The organism is Kribbella sp. NPDC050124 (genome assembly GCF_044460355.1).
Taxonomy (GTDB): Bacteria; Actinomycetota; Actinomycetes; order Propionibacteriales; family Kribbellaceae; genus Kribbella.
The window spans coordinates 208,253-225,188 of record NZ_JBITJU010000007.1 but is presented as its reverse complement, the minus strand read 5'-3'; the positions used below and the strand labels follow the sequence as shown (position 1 = coordinate 225,188).

The window sequence follows — 16,936 nt, the reverse complement described above, 5'->3', positions numbered from 1 at the left end:
CCTCACCCCATCGCGTTTCCGGCCGAAGATGCAAGGTCGGCGTCGATCTTCAGCATCAGCTCGGGGCTGATCCCGGGGTGTCCGGCCAGTGCTTCGAGCAGCGTGGCCGACGGGTTGAAGCGACCCATCCCGCGCAGACCAGCGAGTACGTCGGCCGGCAAGGCATCCCCGTGGTTGGTCAGGACGTCCTGCACGGTCAGCGTCCTGATCGGCGCATCCGCCGGCAACTGATCGCGCAGTACGGCGGGCTGCAAAGCACGCTGCGCCTGCTGCCATTGCCGCTTCACCAGAAGATGCTCCGCCAGCACCGGACCCTCAGACGGCAGCCCGAGTCGGACGAACTGCTCCACTGGCGCGTCGTTGCGACGCATCTGGTCGACGAGCAGACCGGCCATCCGCAGTTCGAGGTCATCGTCCGCGAGTGGAGTCCGTTGCTGCGGGTCGTGGTCCAGGTCGAACAACAGCGACCCGTGCCACCAGGGATTCCCGAGTGCCTGGGACGGCATCCGCAGTACCGGCGCTCCCTTCGTGAAGCTGAAGCCCGGCACCAGCGATGCGTGGTGCAGCTCCTGAGGGGAGAACCGCGCCCGCATGTGGGTGGGCATCAACGTGTAGTCGTAGAGCGGCGTGTTCGTCGGGTCGGCGCAGGCACGCATGTACACGTACCGCCCGTCGGTCACGTTGACATGCCCGCCGTGCGCACCGAACAGCGCGGCCTCGCGGACCACGTCACCGCGGAGACTCAGCCCTTGCATATCGGGCGATCTTTCGACGTCGAAGTAGTCGAGAAGCGTCGGCCCGAGGTCGACCGTCTGCACCAGCGCATCCCGCCGTACTCCTGCCGCCCCCGCGTCCGGATCCCACACGAACAACGGCGTATGAATCGTCTCGTCGAACCACGGTTGCACGCTCTTGCCCCACCACCCGCGTTCGCCGAGCAGGAAGCCGTGGTCGGTGCACACGATCAGCATCGTGTCGTCCCACAGCGCGTGCTCGTCGAACACGTCCAGCACCCGCCCGAGCGACCGGTCGCACATCGCGAGCAGCGCGAGGTACTCACCACGAGCCCGCTCGACCTCGGCCGGCGTCTCGATCACCCGCCGGTACGACGGCCAGTCGAACACCGGTGCTTCGGTGTCGAGGCCCTGCAACCGCCGGTACTCGTCATAGCTGAAGAACGGCTCGTGCGGGTCGAACGTCTCGATCTGCACGAACCACCGGTCCTCGGCGAGGTTCGTCCGGATGAACTCGATCCCGGCGTCGAACGTCAGCGTCTGGCTGTGCTGGGACTCGTCGGCCAGGTACTGCCGGTTGATCCAGTCCTGCCGGCTGAGGAAGGTGCTGCCGTTCAGCGTCGGTGGCGGCTCGGGGTCGCGAACGTGCCCCTTCCACCGGTCACCCTCTTGCCCGCGGAAGAACTCGTACGTCGAGAACCGGTTGTGGTACGTCGCACCGCCGTCCTCCCAGTAGTGCTGATGATCCGTCGCCAGGTGGGTGTAGACGCCATGCTGTCGCAGGAGCTCCGGTGTCGAGTCGTCGTACGGCTCCAGCGGTCCCCACGAGCGGTGCAGGAAGTTGTACCGGCCAGTGTGCAGCTCCCGCCGCGCGGGCATGCACGGCATGCTGCCCGCATAGCAGTTGTCGTAGGTGACACTGCGCTCCGCGAGCCGGCTGAAGTTCGGTGCGTGCACGCTCTCGGCGCCGTACGGCGGCAGCATCCGCCGGTTGAGCGAGTCATACATCACCATCACCGCACGCCTCATGCGACCGCCTCGTTCGCGAGCAGGTCGCGGCGTTCCTGGCGGCGGGCCGCTTGCCGGTCCGGATCGGGGATGGGTGCCGCCATCAGCAGGCGTTTGGTGTACGGGTGTTCGGGCCGGTCGGTGACATCGACGGCGTCGCCGTACTCGACGATGTCGCCGCGGTAGAGGACCGCGACCCGATGGCTGATGTGGCGGACGACCGCGAGGTCGTGGGAGATGAAGAGGTAGGCCACGCCGGTCTCCTCCTGGATCGAGATGAACAGGTCGAGCACGCGTGCCTGCGTGGACAGGTCCAGCGCGGACACCGGCTCGTCGCAGACGATGAGTTTCGGTGCGAGGGCGAGCGCCCGGGCGATCGCGATTCGTTGCCGCTGGCCACCGGAGAACTCGCGCGGCAGCCGGTGTACGGCGTCCTGCGGAAGACCGACCTGGTCGAGCAGGGTGCGGACCCGCGCCGAGGCCGTCGCGCGATCGCTCGACCGGCGGGCCACCAGCGGCTCGACCAGGATGTCCTCCACCGTCATCGACGGGTTGAGCGAGCTGTACGGATCCTGGAACACGACCTGGATGTCGTCGCTCAGCCGGCGGCGCTCCCGTCGCGGCATCCCGACCAGCTCCCGCCCGTCGAACCGGATCGAGCCGGAGCTGACCCCGACCAGGCCGAGGATCGCGCGGCCGATCGTGGTCTTGCCGGAACCGGACTCACCGACCAGCCCGAGCGTCTCGTGCGGCCGGATCTCGAACGAGACCTCGTGCAGCGCGCGGAAACCCTTCTTCCGCCAGCCGTGCCCGGCGTACTCGACGACGACGTCCTTCGCCTCAAGCATGGTGCACCTCGATCCTGGCCCGCGGCGTGCTGTCCTCGAGCGTCGAGTCCAGCAGCGTCCTGGTGTACGAGTGGTGGGGGTTCGCGAACAGCGGCCGGACGTCGTCGACCTCGACGATCCGCCCGTCCTGCATCACGGCCACCCGGTCGCAGATGTCCGAGACCACTCCGAAGTTGTGCGTCACGAGCAGCATCGCCATCCCGAACTCGGTCTGCAGGTCCCGCAGCAGGTCGAGGACCTCGGCCTGGACGGTGACGTCGAGCGCGGTGGTCGGCTCGTCGGCGATCAGCAGGTCCGGCTTGCCGGACACAGCCCCGGCGATCAGCACTCGCTGCGCCATGCCACCGGAGATCTCGTGCGGGTAGGCGGCGAAGGTACGGCGTGGCTCGGGGATGCCGACGCGCTCCAGCAGGTTCAGCGCCTCCGCGGTGGCGGCCGCCTTCGACAGCCCGGACACCTTGCGCAGCGGCTCGATCAACTGCTCGCCGACGCGGAAGCACGGGTCGAGGTTCGACATCGGCTCCTGCGGGATGTACCCGATCCGCCGGCCGCGCAGCGCCCGTCGCCCGGCATCCGGGAGCCGCGACAGTTCCGTCCCGTCGAACCGGATGCTGCTGCTTCCGAGCAGCGTTCCACCGGGCGCCAGCAGGCCGAGGACCGCGAACGCCGTCTGCGTCTTGCCGGAGCCGGATTCGCCCACGAGTCCCATCACCTCACCACGCCGTACGTCGAGCTCGACGCCGTGCACGACCTCGCGGTAGCCGTCGGCACCCGGGTAGCCGACCGACAGGTTGGTGATCCGCAGCAGAGGTTCGCCGGCGGTGTCGGCAGGATCAGGCAACGGGACGAGCGAGCGGCGGGGCGCCTTGGGCGGCCGGTCGGTGCGCTGGATGACGTCGCGGATCGCGTTGCCCAGCAGCACCAGCGACGCCACCGTCAGCGCGATAGTTGCCCCGGGCCACCAGATCGCGATCGGCGAGTTGTAGATGTTCGTGAACGCGTCCTGCAGCATGCCGCCCCAGGTCGGCGTCCCGGGGTCGCCGAGGCCGAGGAACTCCAGCCCGGACTGGACCACGATCGCGATCCCGGCCACGACCGACGCCTGGATGACGACCGGCGCCCGGACGACGAGCAGGATGTGCCGGCCGATGATCCGCGGGTCACTCAATCCCGAGACGCGGGCGGCGTCGACGTACAACTCGTGCTTGACCGCCATCACCTGGCTGCGGACCAACCGGTAGAAGCCGGGGGACAGCATCACGCCGAACGTGACCATGGACAGGTAGATCGATGATCCCAGCGCCTGGAACAGCGCCAGCAGGACGATCATCGTCGGGAGCGCCATCAGCAGGTTGGCGCCCCAGCCGAGGATGCCGTCGAGGAATCCGCCGTAGTAGCCGCTGAGCAGGCCCGACACCACGCCGAGCACCAGGGCGACCGACAGCGCGATGAGCGCACCGGCCAGAGTGTTCTGGCCGGCGTGCAGCAGGCGGCTGAAGATGTCACGACCGGCTCCGTCACCGCCCAGCAGGTAGCCGCCACCCGGACCCGCGTTGATCTTGTCCAGGCGCAATGACGACGGGCTGTTCGGAGCGATCAGCGGGGCCAGCAGACTGGCCACCACGATGGCGGTCAGGATCACGAGCGCCGCGATGGCCAGCGGGTTGCGGAGCACTTTGCGAGCTGTCATTGGACACGCACCTTGGGGTTGACCCAGCCGCTGACGATGTCGATGACCAGGTTGACGACGACGACCAGGACGACCAGCGTCACGACCACACCCATCAGCACCGGTACGTCGCCTTGCAGCGCAGCGTTGATCGTGAGCGTGCCGAGACCGGGGATCGCGAACACCTTCTCGATCACCACTGCTCCACCCAGCAGGGCGATGAACTGCAGGGACAGCACGGTCAGCGCCGGTGTCGCGGCGTTGCGCAGCGCATGCCGGAACAGCACCGACCGCGGGCTGATACCCCGGGCCCGCAGCGTGCGGATGAAGTCCTGGCGCAGTACGTCGATCACCGCGCCACGGACCTGTTGCGCGGCGGACGCGGTGCTCCCGATCACCAGGGACGCCACCGGCAGCACGAGGGCCGAGGCCCAGCCGCCGGGTGACTCCGAGAGCCGCACGTACCCGGTCGCAGGCAGGACGCCGAGGGTGACCGAGAGGAATACGACCAGGACCAGGGCGACCCAGAAGTTCGGCAGCGCGAAACCAAGCACGCTGAGCACCTGGATGACCCGGTCCAACCAGCCGCCCCGGACTGCGGCCGCGACGCCCAGGCCCACGCTGATCAACGCGGTCAGCGCCACAGCGAGAACGACCATGGACAACGTCACCGGCAGCCGGTTGGCGATCGCCTGGGCCACCGGCTCGTTGGTGAACCACGAGATGCCCAAATCCCCGCGCGCTGCGTGTTCGGCCCAGGTGCCGAACTGGGCCAGCAGCGGCTTGTCCAGCCCGAGCTCGGCGTTCTTGGCCGCGAGTTGCTCGGCGGTGGCGTTCTCGCCGAGCAGGTTCCGGGCGACGTTCCCGGTGGCCGAGAACGCGAGCAGGAAGGTGATGGTCGCGATCATGGCGACGAGTACGGCGCAACTGACCAGCCGGCGTCCGGCGAAGGAGATCATCGCGTCACTCCTTCGGCGCGAAGGCGCTGACCGGCGGCGCCACGTTGTACGCCTGCAGATCGACGGCAGTCCGGGCGTCGGTCAGGTAGACGCTGTTCTCCCGGTACCAGGGCGCGAACCAGGCGTTGTCCACCAGCCACTTGCTGACCGCCTTCATCGCCGCCGGGAGCTCGGCCTCGGACGCGGTCTGCGCGGAGGCCAGCAACTTGTCCAGCTCCGGATCGCCGGCCTTCAGCGGGTTCCACGGCGACTTCCGGGTGACCGCCTTCTGGATGTCCTGCCAGGCCGACTGGCTGCCGAGCGTCATGAACGCAACCGGGTACTTGCCGGACAGAATGGCCGGGATGATCGCGTTGGCCGGGGTCTTGACCCACTTCACCGTGATGCCGACGGCGGCGAGCTGCTGCCCGATGATCGCGTTGTACTGCGCGAATCCCGCCGACTCCGGCATGGTGATGGTGAAGCCTCCTGCGTAGCCGGCGTCGGCCAGGAGCTGCTTGGCCTTCGGCACGTCGTACGAGTACTGCCCGTCGAGGGACTTGTCGTAGCCGTCGCCGGCGGCGTTGAAGATCTGGGTGGTGAGCGAGCCCTCGCCGTGTGAGACGTTCTTCAGGATCGCCTCCCGGTCGAACGCGAGGTTGATCGCCTGGCGGACGCGCAGGTCCTTCAGCGCCGGGACCAGCTTGCCGTCGCGGTCCATCAGCAGCAGACCGACCCAGTTGACCGGTGTGGTGTTGACGGTCAGGCCGCTGCGCTTGGCGTCGGCGAGCGAGTTGGTGTCGGTGATGGTCGCGTTGGCCTGACCGGCCTTCAGGGCGTTCAGGCGGGCGGTGAGGTCGTTCATCGGCTTGATGACGACCTTGTCGTACGGGAAGGCGCCCGCGTTCCAGTAGTCCGGGTTCCGCGTGTAGGTGTAGGTGCTGCCGGCAACGGTCCCGGCCTTGTCCAGTACGTACGGGCCGCTGCCGACCGGGGTGGTCGCAACCGCCGACGCCTTCAGCGACTTGGGGCTGGCCATCACCCCACCGACGCTGGCCAGGTAGTCGATCAGACCGGGATCCGGTGTCTTGAGCTTCAGGTTGAGCTCGGTCGGGCTGACGATCTGGTACGAGCCGATCGACCGGGTCATGTACGAGTTCTGCCCGGTGCCGGCGGCGAGGTTCGCCATGTTCGCCTTGACCGCGGTGGCGTCGAACGACGTGCCGTCGGTGAACTTCACGCCGCTCTTCAGCTTCAGGTTCAGCGTGGTCCGGCCCGCGTCGTACTTCCAGGAGGTCGCCAGTGACGGCTGCAGCTTGTTGTCCTTGTCGCGCTTGAGCAGGGTGTCGAAGACCGGCGACCAGTACTGCATCTGGTTGCCGATGTTGAGCTGCGTCGGGTCGAACGAGTTGTTGTCGAGGGCGTTGGCGATGGTCAACGTCTTGGCGGCGGACGAGCCGCCGGCACCGGCGCCGGAGCATGCACCGACCCCGGTGACGAGTGCGGCAGCGGCGAGGACCGCGCTGCAGCGGCGGATGAGCATGGTGAGCTCCTTAGCGGGTGGAAGTGGGGATCGGTACGTCGGCACTGGCGCCGAAGCCGATGCGCCAGCCCTTCACCCAGATCGGTTCGGCTGGGGTGAACGGTTTCGTGTAGAGCCGCCAGCGGCGACTGTCAGCGCTGGGAGGATCGGTAGTCCAGCCGACGATCGCGCCGTCGGTCGGACAGGTGATGGTGACCAGGCCGTCGGCCGTCTCGATCACCGGTTCTGTGCAGTGCGGCCGGGGATGCCACGTGGCGAGGAGCTCTCGTTCGGGGAGCTGCCCGAGGTCGCCCACCTTGGCCAGCCAGGCGTCCAGCGCGTCGGACAGTCGCTCGCGTACGTCGTCGTACTCGGGCCGGCCGATCAGGTTGTGCTCCTCGTGCGGGTCGGCCTCGACGTCGAAGAGCTCCTCGGCAGGCTTGCTCGCGGCAACGATCGATCGCTGCAGCTCGGTCAGCACGGACGGCGGCTGCCCGAAGGCCAACTGCTGGTGGGCTTCCTGCGCGTGCAACCGGCGCATCTCGGCCCACGTGGCCAAGTGGTCCGGGTACTCGCAGTGGCCCATCGGCGACCGGTCCGGATGCAGGTGACGGGTGTAGCGGAAGCGCCGGTCGCGGATCGTGCGCGACGTGTCCTCCTGCTCGCCCATCCGGTCCCGCGCACTCACCACGTAGTCGTCCCGACGCTTCCGCGGTACGCCGTCCGGACCGAGCAGCACGTCACCGTGCAGGTGGCCGGGTGCGTCGAGCCCACACATCGAGAGCATGGTCGGCGCAAGGTCGAGCAGGGCGACGGGATCGTCGTACACCGAGCCCCGTGCGACCCGACCCGGCCAGCGGACGATGAGCGGCTCGCGGAGCCCGAGCTCGCTCGCCCAGCGTTTGCCGCGTGGCATGCCGAGTCCGTGATCGCTCCAGAACACCACGATGGTGTTGTCCGCGAGACCGTCCTCGTCCAGCTGCCGCAGGATCGTGCCGACCCAGTGGTCCATCTGGCTGACAAGCTCCAGATACCGCTTCCACGCCGTACGGAAGACCTCGGTGTCCGGGTGGTACGGCGGTACGTCGACCTGCTCGACCCGGGTCGCGTCCGGCGTCCGGCGGGCGAACTCCTCGTCGGTCAGGTAGAGCTGCGACTCGTGCGTGATCAGCCCGTGGAACGCCATGAAGAACGGCTGATCCGGGTCCTCGCGGAGTCGCCAGTGCGCGTGGTCGCCGAGCGCGTCGTACACCGGGTCCGGCACGTCCAGCTGGAAGTCGGTGAACGCGCTGTTCCCGGTCCAGTACCCGGCTGCGCGGAAGTACTGCGGGAGCAGGCGGACGTCGGCCGGGGGAGTGGCGCGGGTTCGCATGTGCATCGTGCCGATCGCCGGTGGGAAGCACCCGGTGACGATGGCGCTGCGCGACGGACCGCACACCGGCGCTGCCGCGAACGCGCGGTCGAACCGGATCCCGTCAGCGGCGAGCGCGTCGAGGTTCGGCGTGGTCGCCTGCCCGGCGCCGGGCCAGACACCGGTGTAGCAGCCGAGGTGGGGGTTGATGTCGTGCGTGCTGATCCACAGCACGTTCGGCCTGGAATTGGGCATGGCTGTGCTCCATGAGGGGCGTGTGAGGGTGCCGTCGGGTCAGTCGACGGCGTGCAGGCGCTGCTTGGGCAGCCGGCGCCGGAGCTCGTCGCGAAGCTCGATGCACCAGGCGACGTGGTAGTCCATCGACTGGGCACCGCGCTGGTGCGTGGCCTCCGCGATCAGCGCGTGCAGCTCGGCGTCGAACGGGATCTCCGGCTCCTGCGGCAGCGAGCGGTCGCGCTCGCGGAACCGCCGAATCTGCAGCTCCCGGGCGCTGATCTCGCGGTCGAGCAGCTCGATCACCTGCTCGATCTGAAGGAATCCGCTGAACGCCAGCCGGCCGAAGAACCCGGGGTCCCGGGACAGCACGGTGGTCGGCGTGTACGGCGTGGTGAGCCAGTCCAGGAAGACCGTGACGCCCTCGTCGGTGACCCGGTAGGTCTTCGCGTCCTGCGCGCCCGGCCGGGGTTCGACGGTGTGCCAGACCCAGCCGCGGTCCTCCATCGCGGCCAGCACGCGGTAGACCTGGCTCATCGTGGTGTTCGGGCGCTGGAAGCGGCCATGGGTGTCCATGTAGCGCTTCAGGTCGTAGCCGGTGCTGGGGCGCGTCAGCAGGACGCCGAGAAGGATGTGCTCGAGCTTCATGGCCGCGCCTCTCCTGCTGTTGGTATGACACAAGTGGAATGCCCATTGAGGACACCACAAGTGGAATACCCCGTCAAGAGTTCGCGTCCCTGTCCGAGTTCGGACACCTCCGGGACCGTGCCCACGGGCTTGGCTTAGATTGATTGCTCATGGCCATGTTCGACCTTTCCCTCGACAAGCTCCGTGCGTACCGGCCCGAGGTGGCCGCGCCGGCCGGCCTTGCCGACTTCTGGCGCCGATCCATCGAGAAGGCGCGCACCGACGACCTGTCCGCCACCTTCACCGCCGTCGACAACAAGCTCAGCGTCATCGACACCTACGACGTGACGTTCGCCGGCTTCGGCGGCACTGCGATCAAGGGCTGGCTGCACGTGCCCGCCGGCGCGTCCGGGCCGCTGCCGACCGTCGTGCAGTACTTCGGCTACTCCGGTGGCCGCGGCTTCCCGCACACCACGAACCTGTGGGCGCAGGCCGGGTACGCGCACTTCGTGATGGACACCCGCGGCCAGGGCTACAGCGGCGGGAACCCGGGCGCCACCCCCGACGACAGCGCGTACGCCGGTCTCAACCACACCCCGGGGTTCATGACCGCGGGCATCGCCGACCCGGAGACCTACTACTACCGGCGGGTCTTCGTCGACGCGGTCCGCGCGCTGGAGGCGGCCCGGGCGTCGGAGTTCGTCGACCCGGACCGGATCATCGTCACCGGCGGCAGCCAGGGTGGTGGGATCTCGATCGCGGCCGCCGGGCTGGCGGGGCTGGCCGGGATCGAGTTGCTCGGCTGCGCGCCCGACGTACCGTTCCTGTGTCACTTCGAGCGGGCGCTGCAGATCACCGACAAGGACCCGTACGCCGAGATCACCCGGTACCTGAAGGGCTTCCGGGACCAGGTGGAGACGGCCTACCGGACGCTGAGCTACTTCGACGGCGTCAACCTCGGCCGGCTGGCCACGGCGCCGACGCTGTTCTCGGTGGCGCTGATGGACGCGGTCTGCCCGCCGTCGACGGTGTTCGCGGCCTACAACGCCTACGGCACCGCGTCGGGTGGCGAGCCGGCCAAGGACATCAAGGTCTACTCCCACAACGAGCACGAGGGCGGCCAGACCTACCAGCAGGACGCCCAGCTCGACTGGTTCGCGAACATCTTCCAGAAAAACTCATCGCTGGACCGATGAGTTCTGGCCGGCGCTGTCGTTTCACCTGACAACAGCGTCGGTCAGACTGTGACCGACCCGATCGCGGGAGGTCGCAATGGACTGGAAACTCGAACTCGTCGTCGTGCCGGTGTCGGACGTGGACCGGGCGAAGAAGTTCTACACCGAGCAGCTCGGGTTCGGCGAGGACGTCGACCACAGCGCCGGCGACTCGTTCCGGGTGGTGCAGCTGACGCCTCCGGGCTCGGCCTGCTCGATCACGATCGGCACGGGCGTGACCAAAGCGACGCCGGGGACCTACCAGGCGCTGCACTTGGTGGTCACCGACATCGAGGCCGCCCGGGCCGAGCTGGTCGAGCGGGGTGTGGAGGTGAGCGAGCCGTTCCACTTCGGCCCCAAGGGCCAGCAGCCCGGGCTGGACCCGGGCCGCACGGACTACAACACCTTCGCGACCTTCCAGGACCCGGACGGCAACGGCTGGATCATCCAAGAGGTCCGCCACACCAACCCGGCCCGGCTGTGAAAACACTCGAAGAGGCGGCGTTCGGGGGTGATGAGGCCGCGTTCGCCGAGTTGGCTGGGCTGTACCGGCGTGAGCTGCATGTGCACTGCTACAGGATGCTGGCGTCCTTCGACGATGCGGAGGACGCCGTACAGGAGACGTTGCTGCGGGCCTGGCGCGGCCGGGACGGGTACGACGGCCGGACGTACTTCCGCGCGTGGCTCTACCGGATCGCCACCAACGTCTGCCTGGACGTGGCCCGCCGACACGCCCGGCGACAGGCCGCGACACCGGGGGAGATGGTGTGGCTGCAGCCGTACCCGGACCAACTGCTGGACGAGATCGCCCCGCCCGACGACCAGCCCGATGCGGTGGTCGTGGATCGCGAGACGATCGAGCTCGCGTTCCTGGTCGCGCTGCAGTCGTTGCCCGCGCGGCAGCGGGCCGCTCTGATCGCACGAGACGTGCTCGGCTGGTCCGCCAACGACACAGCCGAGTTGCTCGAGACCAGCGTGGCGGCGGCGAACAGTGCGTTGCAGCGTGCTCGTACGACGATGCAGCAACGGTTGCCGGCCCGCCGTACCGACTGGAGTGCGCCGCAGCCGACCGCCGAGGAGCGCGCGGTGCTGGAGCGGTTCATCGACGCACACCAGCGGTGCGACGCAGCCGCGGCGATCGCGATCGCGGCCGAGGACATCCGGATCTCCATGCCGCCGGACCAGCTCTCGTTCGCGGGGCTCGACGGACTGCGCCCGCTGCTGCAGCGGGCGTTCGGTCCGGACCGGGTCGGCGAGTGGCGACTGGTGCCGACGTCGGCCAACCGGCTGCCCGCCGCCGCGACCTACCTGCGCCGCCCGGGCGACACGATGTTCCGCGCGTTCAAGCTCGACGTACTGCGGGTCAGCGCCGGCGAGATCGTGGAGATCACGACTTTCGGCTACTCGCGGTTCCCGGCCTTCGGGCTTCCGGACCGGCTGTCTGACTAGTCTGGATGCATGTTGGGACTGCCTACGGGGATCAGGGCCTGCTTGTTCGATCTGGATGGTGTGCTGACGAATACCGCCGCCGTGCACGCCGCCGCCTGGAAGGAGATGTTCGACGAGTTCCTCCGGACGTACTCCGCGCAGCACGGCACCCCGTTCCGGCCGTTCGACGCCCGGGCCGAGTACGACGAGCACGTCGACGGCAAGCCACGAGTCGACGGCGTCCGGGACTTCCTGACCGCCCGCGGGATCACGTTGCCGGTCGGCGCCCCGGACGACCCGCCGGACGCGCTGACGGTCAACGGCCTCGGCAACCGGAAGAACGTGGCGGTCCAGCGGCGGATCCGGACCGAGGGCGTCGAGGTGTTCGAGGGCTCCCGGCGGTACCTGCAGGAGGCCGAGAAGGCCGGTCTGCGGCGGGCCGTGGTGTCCTCGAGCGCAAACACCCGGGAAGTGCTCGACGTCACCGGGCTCGCGCCGTACGTCGAGGAAGTGGTGGACGGGGTGACGATCCGGTCCGAAGGACTGCGCGGGAAGCCGGCGCCCGACACCTTTCTGAGGGCGGCTCGCCTGTTCGGGCTCGAGCCCAGCGAGGCAGCGGTGTTCGAGGACGCCCTGGCCGGTGTGGCCGCGGGCCGGGCGGGTACCTTCGGGCTCGTGGTCGGCGTCGACCGGGTAGGGCAGGCGGAAGAACTCAAGGCACACGGCGCGGACGTCGTGGTCCGGGATCTGGCGGAACTTCTGGAGGGTCGATGATCGACCGCGGGCACCACCCGATCGAGCCGTGGCGGTTGCGCGAGACCCGGCTGCAGCTGGACAAGCTGGCACAGTCCGAGTCGCTGTTCGCGTTGTCGAACGGCCACATCGGGCTGCGCGGCAACCTCGACGAGGGCGAGCCGTACGCGATCCCGGGCACCTACCTGAACTCCTTCTACGAGCAGCGCCCGCTGCCGTACGCCGAGGCCGGCTACGGCTACCCCGAGTCCGGGCAGACGCTGGTCGACGTCACCAACGGCAAGCTGATCCGGCTGATGGTGGACGACTCGCCGTTCGACCTGCGCTACGGCTACCTGAGCCACCACGAGCGCTCGCTCGACTTCCGCACCGGCATCCTGGAACGCGACGTCGACTGGACCTCGCCGGGCGGCAAGCGGATCCACGTCCGCAGCCGCCGGATGGTCTCGCTCACCCAGCGAGCGGTGGCCGCGATCGAGTACGTCGTCGAGCCGATCGACCAGCCGGCCCGGTTCGTGATCCAGTCCGAGCTGGTCGCGAACGAGACGCAGCCGAAGCTGTCCGACGACCCGCGCGTCGCCGCGGTGCTCGACAACCCGCTCAAGCCGGTCAGCCACGACGGCGGCGAGAACGGCGTCGTCCTGATCCACCGGACCACCCGCAGCCGGCAGCTGATGGCCGCTGCGATGGCGCACGAGGTCGACACCTCGGTGCGGTACGCGATGGACCTCGACGTCCGGGAGAACTGGGCGCGATCGACGGTCATCTGCCAACTGCAACCGGGCGAGACCCTGCGCGTGGTCAAGTACCTGGCCTACGGCTGGTCGAGCCTGCGGACCGAGACGGCGATCCGGGACCAGGTCGCGGCCGCGCTGGCCAGTGCGCGGTTCTCCGGCTGGGACGGGCTGACGGCGCAGCAGGCCGAGTTCCTGGACGACTTCTGGGACGGCGCCGACGTCGAGGTGCACGGGCATCCCGAGCTCCAGCAGGCGGTCCGGTTCGCGCTGTTCCACGTGCTGCAGGCCGGTGCCCGGGCCGAGCGGCGGGCGATCCCGTCGAAGGGCCTGACCGGCGCGGGGTACGACGGCCACACGTTCTGGGACACCGAGGGCTTCGTGCTACCGGTCCTGAACTACACGATGCCCGATGCGGCCGCCGACGCGCTCCGATGGCGGCACTCGACACTCGAGCTGGCGCGCGAGCGGGCCGCCGTTCTGGGACTGCGTGGTGCTGCCTTCCCGTGGCGGACGATCCGGGGCCAGGAGTGCTCGGGCTACTGGCCGGCCGGTACGGCCGCCTTCCACATCAACGCGGACATCGCCGAGGCGGTGATGCGGTACCACCACGCGACCGCGGACGAGGAGTTCCTCGAGGAGGTCGGGCTCGAGTTGCTGGTGGAGACCGCCCGGCTGTGGATGTCGCTCGGCCACCACGACCGGCACGGCCGCTGGCACCTTCCCGGGGTGACCGGCCCGGACGAGTACAGCGCTGTTGCCGACGACAACGTCTTCACCAACCTGATGGCCTGCCGGAACCTGCGGGCGGCCGCGGAGATCGCCGTACGGCATCCGGCCAAGGCACGCGAGCTCGGTGTGGACAGCGAGGAGGAAGCCAGCTGGCGGGACGCGGCGGCCGCGGTGCACATCCCGTACGACGAGGAGCTCGGCGTGCACCCGCAGTCCGACGGGTTCACCGGGTACGCCGAGTGGGACTTCGAGGCGTACCAGGACAAGTACCCGTTGATGATGCATGCGCCGTACTTCCAGCTGTACCGCAAGCAGGTGGTGAAGCAGGCGGATCTGATGCTCGCGACGTACTGGTGTGGTGACTCCTTCACCCCGGAGCAGAAGGCGCGCAACTTCGACTACTACGAACGCCTGACCGTGCGCGACTCGTCGTTGTCGGCGTGCGTACAGGCGGTGATGGCGGCCGAGGTGGGCCACTTGGACCTCGCCTACGACTACGCGTACGAGGCTGCGCTGATCGACATGCGGAACCTGCACCACAACACCGGCGACGGGCTGCACATGGCGTCATTGGCCGGGGCATGGACGGCGTTGGTGGCCGGTTTCGGTGGCTTGCGCGAACGCGACGGCTGCCTGTGCTTCGATCCGGCGTTGCCCCAGGGCATGTCGAAGCTGGTGTTCTCGATCCGCTGGCGCGGGGCGCGGCTGAAGGTCGACATCAACGGCGTCGACGTGACCTACACGGTCCACGACGGCGCCAACTGCGCCGTCACCTTCCTGCACGCGGGCAAATCGGTCACGGTCACGCCCGACGAACCGGCCACCCGCCCCCTCAACAAGCGAACCCCACTCCTACCCCGCCCCACGCAGCCACCAGGCCGCGAACCGCGCTCAGCCCTGGCCCAGAACAACCAGGGCACCTGAAACCCGCCCTCAGCCGTGGGCGAAGGCTTGGTGGAGGGTGGTGTTCTCCAGAAGTCGGGGGGAGCGTTCGAGGAGGTTGAGGAGGCGGGTGACGGTTTGCTGGGTGGTGCGTTCGTTGAGCGACAGCACTGACTTGAAGCTCGTCCGGCAGTCCGACTCGCGGTCCAGGACCTGGGCGTAGAGCTCGATGTCGGGCAGGTCGGGGTGTTCCTTCAGCAATTGCTGCGTGCCGCGGGCACAAGTCAGCAGGGTCCGGTTGAGCTTCTGCGCTGACGGTTTGGAGCCGGCGTAGGCCTGGTCGGCGAGCGCCTTCACCAGGAAGTACTCCGCACTGGTGGACTTCTCGCGCAGGAAGCGCAGGCCCGCGACCTTGCCGGCGTCGTCGGTCAGCCCACAGACCGCCCACTGCGGCGGCACGATGAAGACCTGGCTCAGCGGAATCCCCACCGGCAGTTCGTGCACCGACTGCAGCCCGCCGGCCCGGGTCACCGCGATCAGCGCCGCCTTCGAGGCCGCGTCGGTCGGGTTGGCCGTCGGCGCGGAGGTGACCCGCGTGGACCAGTCCGCGTCCGGCACCACCAGCACCGACAGGTTTCCGGTGTTCTTGAGCAGCAGCGACGTGCCGCTGTCATCCGTGCTGGCCTCCAGCAGCACCCCCTCGTCACCCGCCACCGCCGGAAGCTTGAGGTCGGACCCAGCACAGTCCACCGCGGGCTTCAGCGTGCTGAACGTCGGCACCGCGATCGGCAGTGGCTCCGCGCTAGTCGGCTCTTCCTCCTGCCCGCAACCGGCGACAGCGAGGACCATGATCAGTGCAGCAACGAACCCCAATGCCCGAACCATCGACACCGCCCCCGGCAGCCCATGCGGAACCCACGCCCCACAGGTTCCCCCTTTGCTCCATCGTCGGCTACAACGACGTGTTACGCAAAGCACGCAGCAGCAGTACGACGCCGCGGACCGCATCGGCGTTCGCCGCGATCGCGACCGCTATCAGTCCCCACAGCGGAAAGCCCGCGATCGCTGCCACCGCGAAGATCAGCAGCCGGAACTCCCGCCGGAACAGCAGCCGTACGTCGGTGTCGCGGCCGACCGCATGCACGTATGAGATCAGCAGACACCCAACAGCAGCAGCGAATCCCCACACCCACGCGGTCAACGTGGCACCGGTCGCCAAAACAAGCGCTAGTACGACGGCCAAGTCGGCGTACCGGTCCAGCAGCGTGTCCAACGCCGCACCACGACGGGAAGCCTTGGCGCCAATCCGCGCCAGCTCACCGTCCACTCCGTCGAGTGCGGACCCGAGGACGATGCCCAGCCCACCGATGATCATCAGCAACGAGTCACCGGTCGCCACCAGGCCCGCGGCCGCGATCGTGACCGCAAAGGCGACCGCGGTCGCCACATCGGGCGCGAGTCGAGTGCGTAGCAGCAACCGGGTCAGCGGTCCGGAGATCCGCCGGTTGAGCACTCGGGCGACCACCCCGTCGGTGGGTTTGGGACCGTAGCGGCGCCACATGGATCGTTCAAGCGCTCGAACTGATTCCGGTGTGTCCACGTCGGCCCACAGACCCTGCACCTCCCGCGACTGCAGCTCGCAACCGTGCGCGAGCAGTTGCTGCTGGAGCTCCAGCCACGACTCCCGTCGCCGGTAGTTCACCAGCAGCAGGTCCTGTACGTCGACCACGGCCATGCCCGCGTCCACCGCGTCGTACTCGTCGAGGTCCGGGCCGAGGCCGGCGACGGACCCGTCTTCCAGGAGCCGGACCCGGTTCGGGGGCGTGCTGCTCCGGGCGACGGCCGGCTGACCTGATCTGTCCACCGCCACGACGTTCCCGGTCGGCGTCTGGATCAGCCGCCGTACGTCGTCCGCCTCGAACACGTGGTCGCCCAGCACGACCAGGCAGCGCCGGTCGCCGATCACGCTGAGACCGGTCAGCACCGAGGACGCCGTACCGCTCTCCCAGTCGTGGTTGACCACCACCTCGACCGGCAGATCACGGACCTTGATCGCGGCGATGACGTCGTCGGCGCGGTAGCCGAGGACGACCACCACGCGCTCGATGCCGGCCCGGCGCAGGACCCGGACCGAGCGCTCGAGCAGACTGGTGCCGCCGACGCGGCGCAGCGCCTTCGGCTGGTCCGACCGCATCCGCAGACCGCGACCGGCCGCGAGCACCAAGGCCACCCGCACCACGTTGTCCCTGCCCACAGCGAACC

Annotated in this window: 14 protein-coding genes; 5 read left to right on the top strand and 9 right to left on the bottom strand. The window is 68.8% G+C overall.

Features of this window, described 5'->3' with window-relative positions; genetic code table 11:
• Positions 1-2: 2 nt before the first annotated feature.
• From ACIBL3_RS19195 to ACIBL3_RS19165, 7 genes are read right to left on the bottom strand one after another with little or no spacing between them, the layout of a single operon-like run.
• Positions 3-1,763 carry a sulfatase gene (locus ACIBL3_RS19195; RefSeq protein ID WP_396354750.1) on the bottom strand — a complete coding sequence of 587 codons (1,761 nt, stop codon included), beginning with the start codon at positions 1,761-1,763 and terminating at the stop codon, positions 3-5.
• Positions 1,760-2,590, bottom strand: a complete 831-nt coding sequence (locus tag ACIBL3_RS19190; RefSeq protein WP_396354749.1) for an ATP-binding cassette domain-containing protein — start codon at positions 2,588-2,590, stop codon at positions 1,760-1,762. The genes ACIBL3_RS19195 and ACIBL3_RS19190 overlap by 4 nt, the downstream gene beginning before the upstream one ends.
• Positions 2,583-4,280, bottom strand: a complete 1,698-nt coding sequence (locus ACIBL3_RS19185; RefSeq protein ID WP_396354748.1) for an ATP-binding cassette domain-containing protein — start codon at positions 4,278-4,280, stop codon at positions 2,583-2,585. Before ACIBL3_RS19185 ends, ACIBL3_RS19190 begins: the two co-directional genes overlap by 8 nt.
• Entirely contained in the window at positions 4,277-5,218 is a 942-nt protein-coding gene (locus ACIBL3_RS19180) for an ABC transporter permease (RefSeq protein ID WP_396354747.1), read from the bottom strand. Before ACIBL3_RS19180 ends, ACIBL3_RS19185 begins: the two co-directional genes overlap by 4 nt.
• A gap of 4 nt (positions 5,219-5,222) precedes the next feature.
• A complete protein-coding gene (locus ACIBL3_RS19175; protein ID WP_396354746.1) occupies positions 5,223-6,740 on the bottom strand; it encodes an ABC transporter substrate-binding protein in 1,518 nt (505 codons plus the stop codon).
• A 10-nt stretch (positions 6,741-6,750) separates the two neighbouring features.
• Positions 6,751-8,325 (bottom strand): sulfatase, encoded by a 1,575-nt coding sequence (locus ACIBL3_RS19170; protein ID WP_396354745.1) that lies wholly within the window; start codon positions 8,323-8,325, stop codon positions 6,751-6,753.
• Between the two features lie 39 nt (positions 8,326-8,364).
• Entirely contained in the window at positions 8,365-8,952 is a 588-nt protein-coding gene (locus tag ACIBL3_RS19165; RefSeq protein WP_396354744.1) for a PadR family transcriptional regulator, read from the bottom strand.
• Positions 8,953-9,101: 149 nt separating this feature from the next.
• Between ACIBL3_RS19165 and ACIBL3_RS19160 the strand changes: the two genes are divergently transcribed.
• The 5 genes from ACIBL3_RS19160 (at position 9,102) to ACIBL3_RS19140 (ending at position 14,716) form a co-directional block, all read left to right on the top strand.
• A complete protein-coding gene (locus ACIBL3_RS19160; protein WP_396354743.1) occupies positions 9,102-10,127 on the top strand; it encodes an acetylxylan esterase in 1,026 nt (341 codons plus the stop codon).
• A 76-nt stretch (positions 10,128-10,203) separates the two neighbouring features.
• Positions 10,204-10,629, top strand: a complete 426-nt coding sequence (locus tag ACIBL3_RS19155; protein ID WP_396354742.1) for a VOC family protein — start codon at positions 10,204-10,206, stop codon at positions 10,627-10,629.
• Entirely contained in the window at positions 10,626-11,594 is a 969-nt protein-coding gene (locus ACIBL3_RS19150) for an RNA polymerase subunit sigma-70 (RefSeq protein ID WP_396354741.1), read from the top strand. Before ACIBL3_RS19155 ends, ACIBL3_RS19150 begins: the two co-directional genes overlap by 4 nt.
• A gap of 9 nt (positions 11,595-11,603) precedes the next feature.
• Positions 11,604-12,347, top strand: coding sequence for a beta-phosphoglucomutase family hydrolase (locus tag ACIBL3_RS19145; RefSeq protein WP_396354740.1), 744 nt, complete (start codon positions 11,604-11,606; stop codon positions 12,345-12,347).
• Complete coding sequence (locus ACIBL3_RS19140; protein ID WP_396354739.1) at positions 12,344-14,716, top strand: glycoside hydrolase family 65 protein; 2,373 nt, start codon at positions 12,344-12,346, stop codon at positions 14,714-14,716. The genes ACIBL3_RS19145 and ACIBL3_RS19140 overlap by 4 nt, the downstream gene beginning before the upstream one ends.
• A 9-nt stretch (positions 14,717-14,725) precedes the next feature.
• Here ACIBL3_RS19140 and ACIBL3_RS19135 read toward each other — a convergent pair whose 3' ends face one another.
• Together ACIBL3_RS19135 and ACIBL3_RS19130 are read right to left on the bottom strand one after the other, a co-directional pair.
• Positions 14,726-15,559: a hypothetical protein gene (locus ACIBL3_RS19135; RefSeq protein ID WP_396354738.1), complete on the bottom strand. Its 834-nt coding sequence runs from the start codon at positions 15,557-15,559 to the stop codon at positions 14,726-14,728.
• A 67-nt stretch (positions 15,560-15,626) separates the two neighbouring features.
• Positions 15,627-16,928: an NTP transferase domain-containing protein gene (locus ACIBL3_RS19130; RefSeq protein WP_396354737.1), complete on the bottom strand. Its 1,302-nt coding sequence runs from the start codon at positions 16,926-16,928 to the stop codon at positions 15,627-15,629.
• Positions 16,929-16,936: the final 8 nt, after the last annotated feature.

Coding starts and splice junctions, on each gene's coding strand:
- ACIBL3_RS19195 (WP_396354750.1), bottom strand. CDS start 1,763: ATGAGGCGTGCGGTGATGGTGATGTATGACTCGCTCAACCGGCGGATG.
- ACIBL3_RS19190 (WP_396354749.1), bottom strand. CDS start 2,590: ATGCTTGAGGCGAAGGACGTCGTCGTCGAGTACGCCGGGCACGGCTGG.
- ACIBL3_RS19185 (WP_396354748.1), bottom strand. CDS start 4,280: ATGACAGCTCGCAAAGTGCTCCGCAACCCGCTGGCCATCGCGGCGCTC.
- ACIBL3_RS19180 (WP_396354747.1), bottom strand. CDS start 5,218: ATGATCTCCTTCGCCGGACGCCGGCTGGTCAGTTGCGCCGTACTCGTC.
- ACIBL3_RS19175 (WP_396354746.1), bottom strand. CDS start 6,740: ATGCTCATCCGCCGCTGCAGCGCGGTCCTCGCCGCTGCCGCACTCGTC.
- ACIBL3_RS19170 (WP_396354745.1), bottom strand. CDS start 8,325: ATGCCCAATTCCAGGCCGAACGTGCTGTGGATCAGCACGCACGACATC.
- ACIBL3_RS19165 (WP_396354744.1), bottom strand. CDS start 8,952: ATGAAGCTCGAGCACATCCTTCTCGGCGTCCTGCTGACGCGCCCCAGC.
- ACIBL3_RS19160 (WP_396354743.1), top strand. CDS start 9,102: ATGGCCATGTTCGACCTTTCCCTCGACAAGCTCCGTGCGTACCGGCCC.
- ACIBL3_RS19155 (WP_396354742.1), top strand. CDS start 10,204: ATGGACTGGAAACTCGAACTCGTCGTCGTGCCGGTGTCGGACGTGGAC.
- ACIBL3_RS19145 (WP_396354740.1), top strand. CDS start 11,604: ATGTTGGGACTGCCTACGGGGATCAGGGCCTGCTTGTTCGATCTGGAT.
- ACIBL3_RS19140 (WP_396354739.1), top strand. CDS start 12,344: ATGATCGACCGCGGGCACCACCCGATCGAGCCGTGGCGGTTGCGCGAG.
- ACIBL3_RS19135 (WP_396354738.1), bottom strand. CDS start 15,559: ATGGTTCGGGCATTGGGGTTCGTTGCTGCACTGATCATGGTCCTCGCT.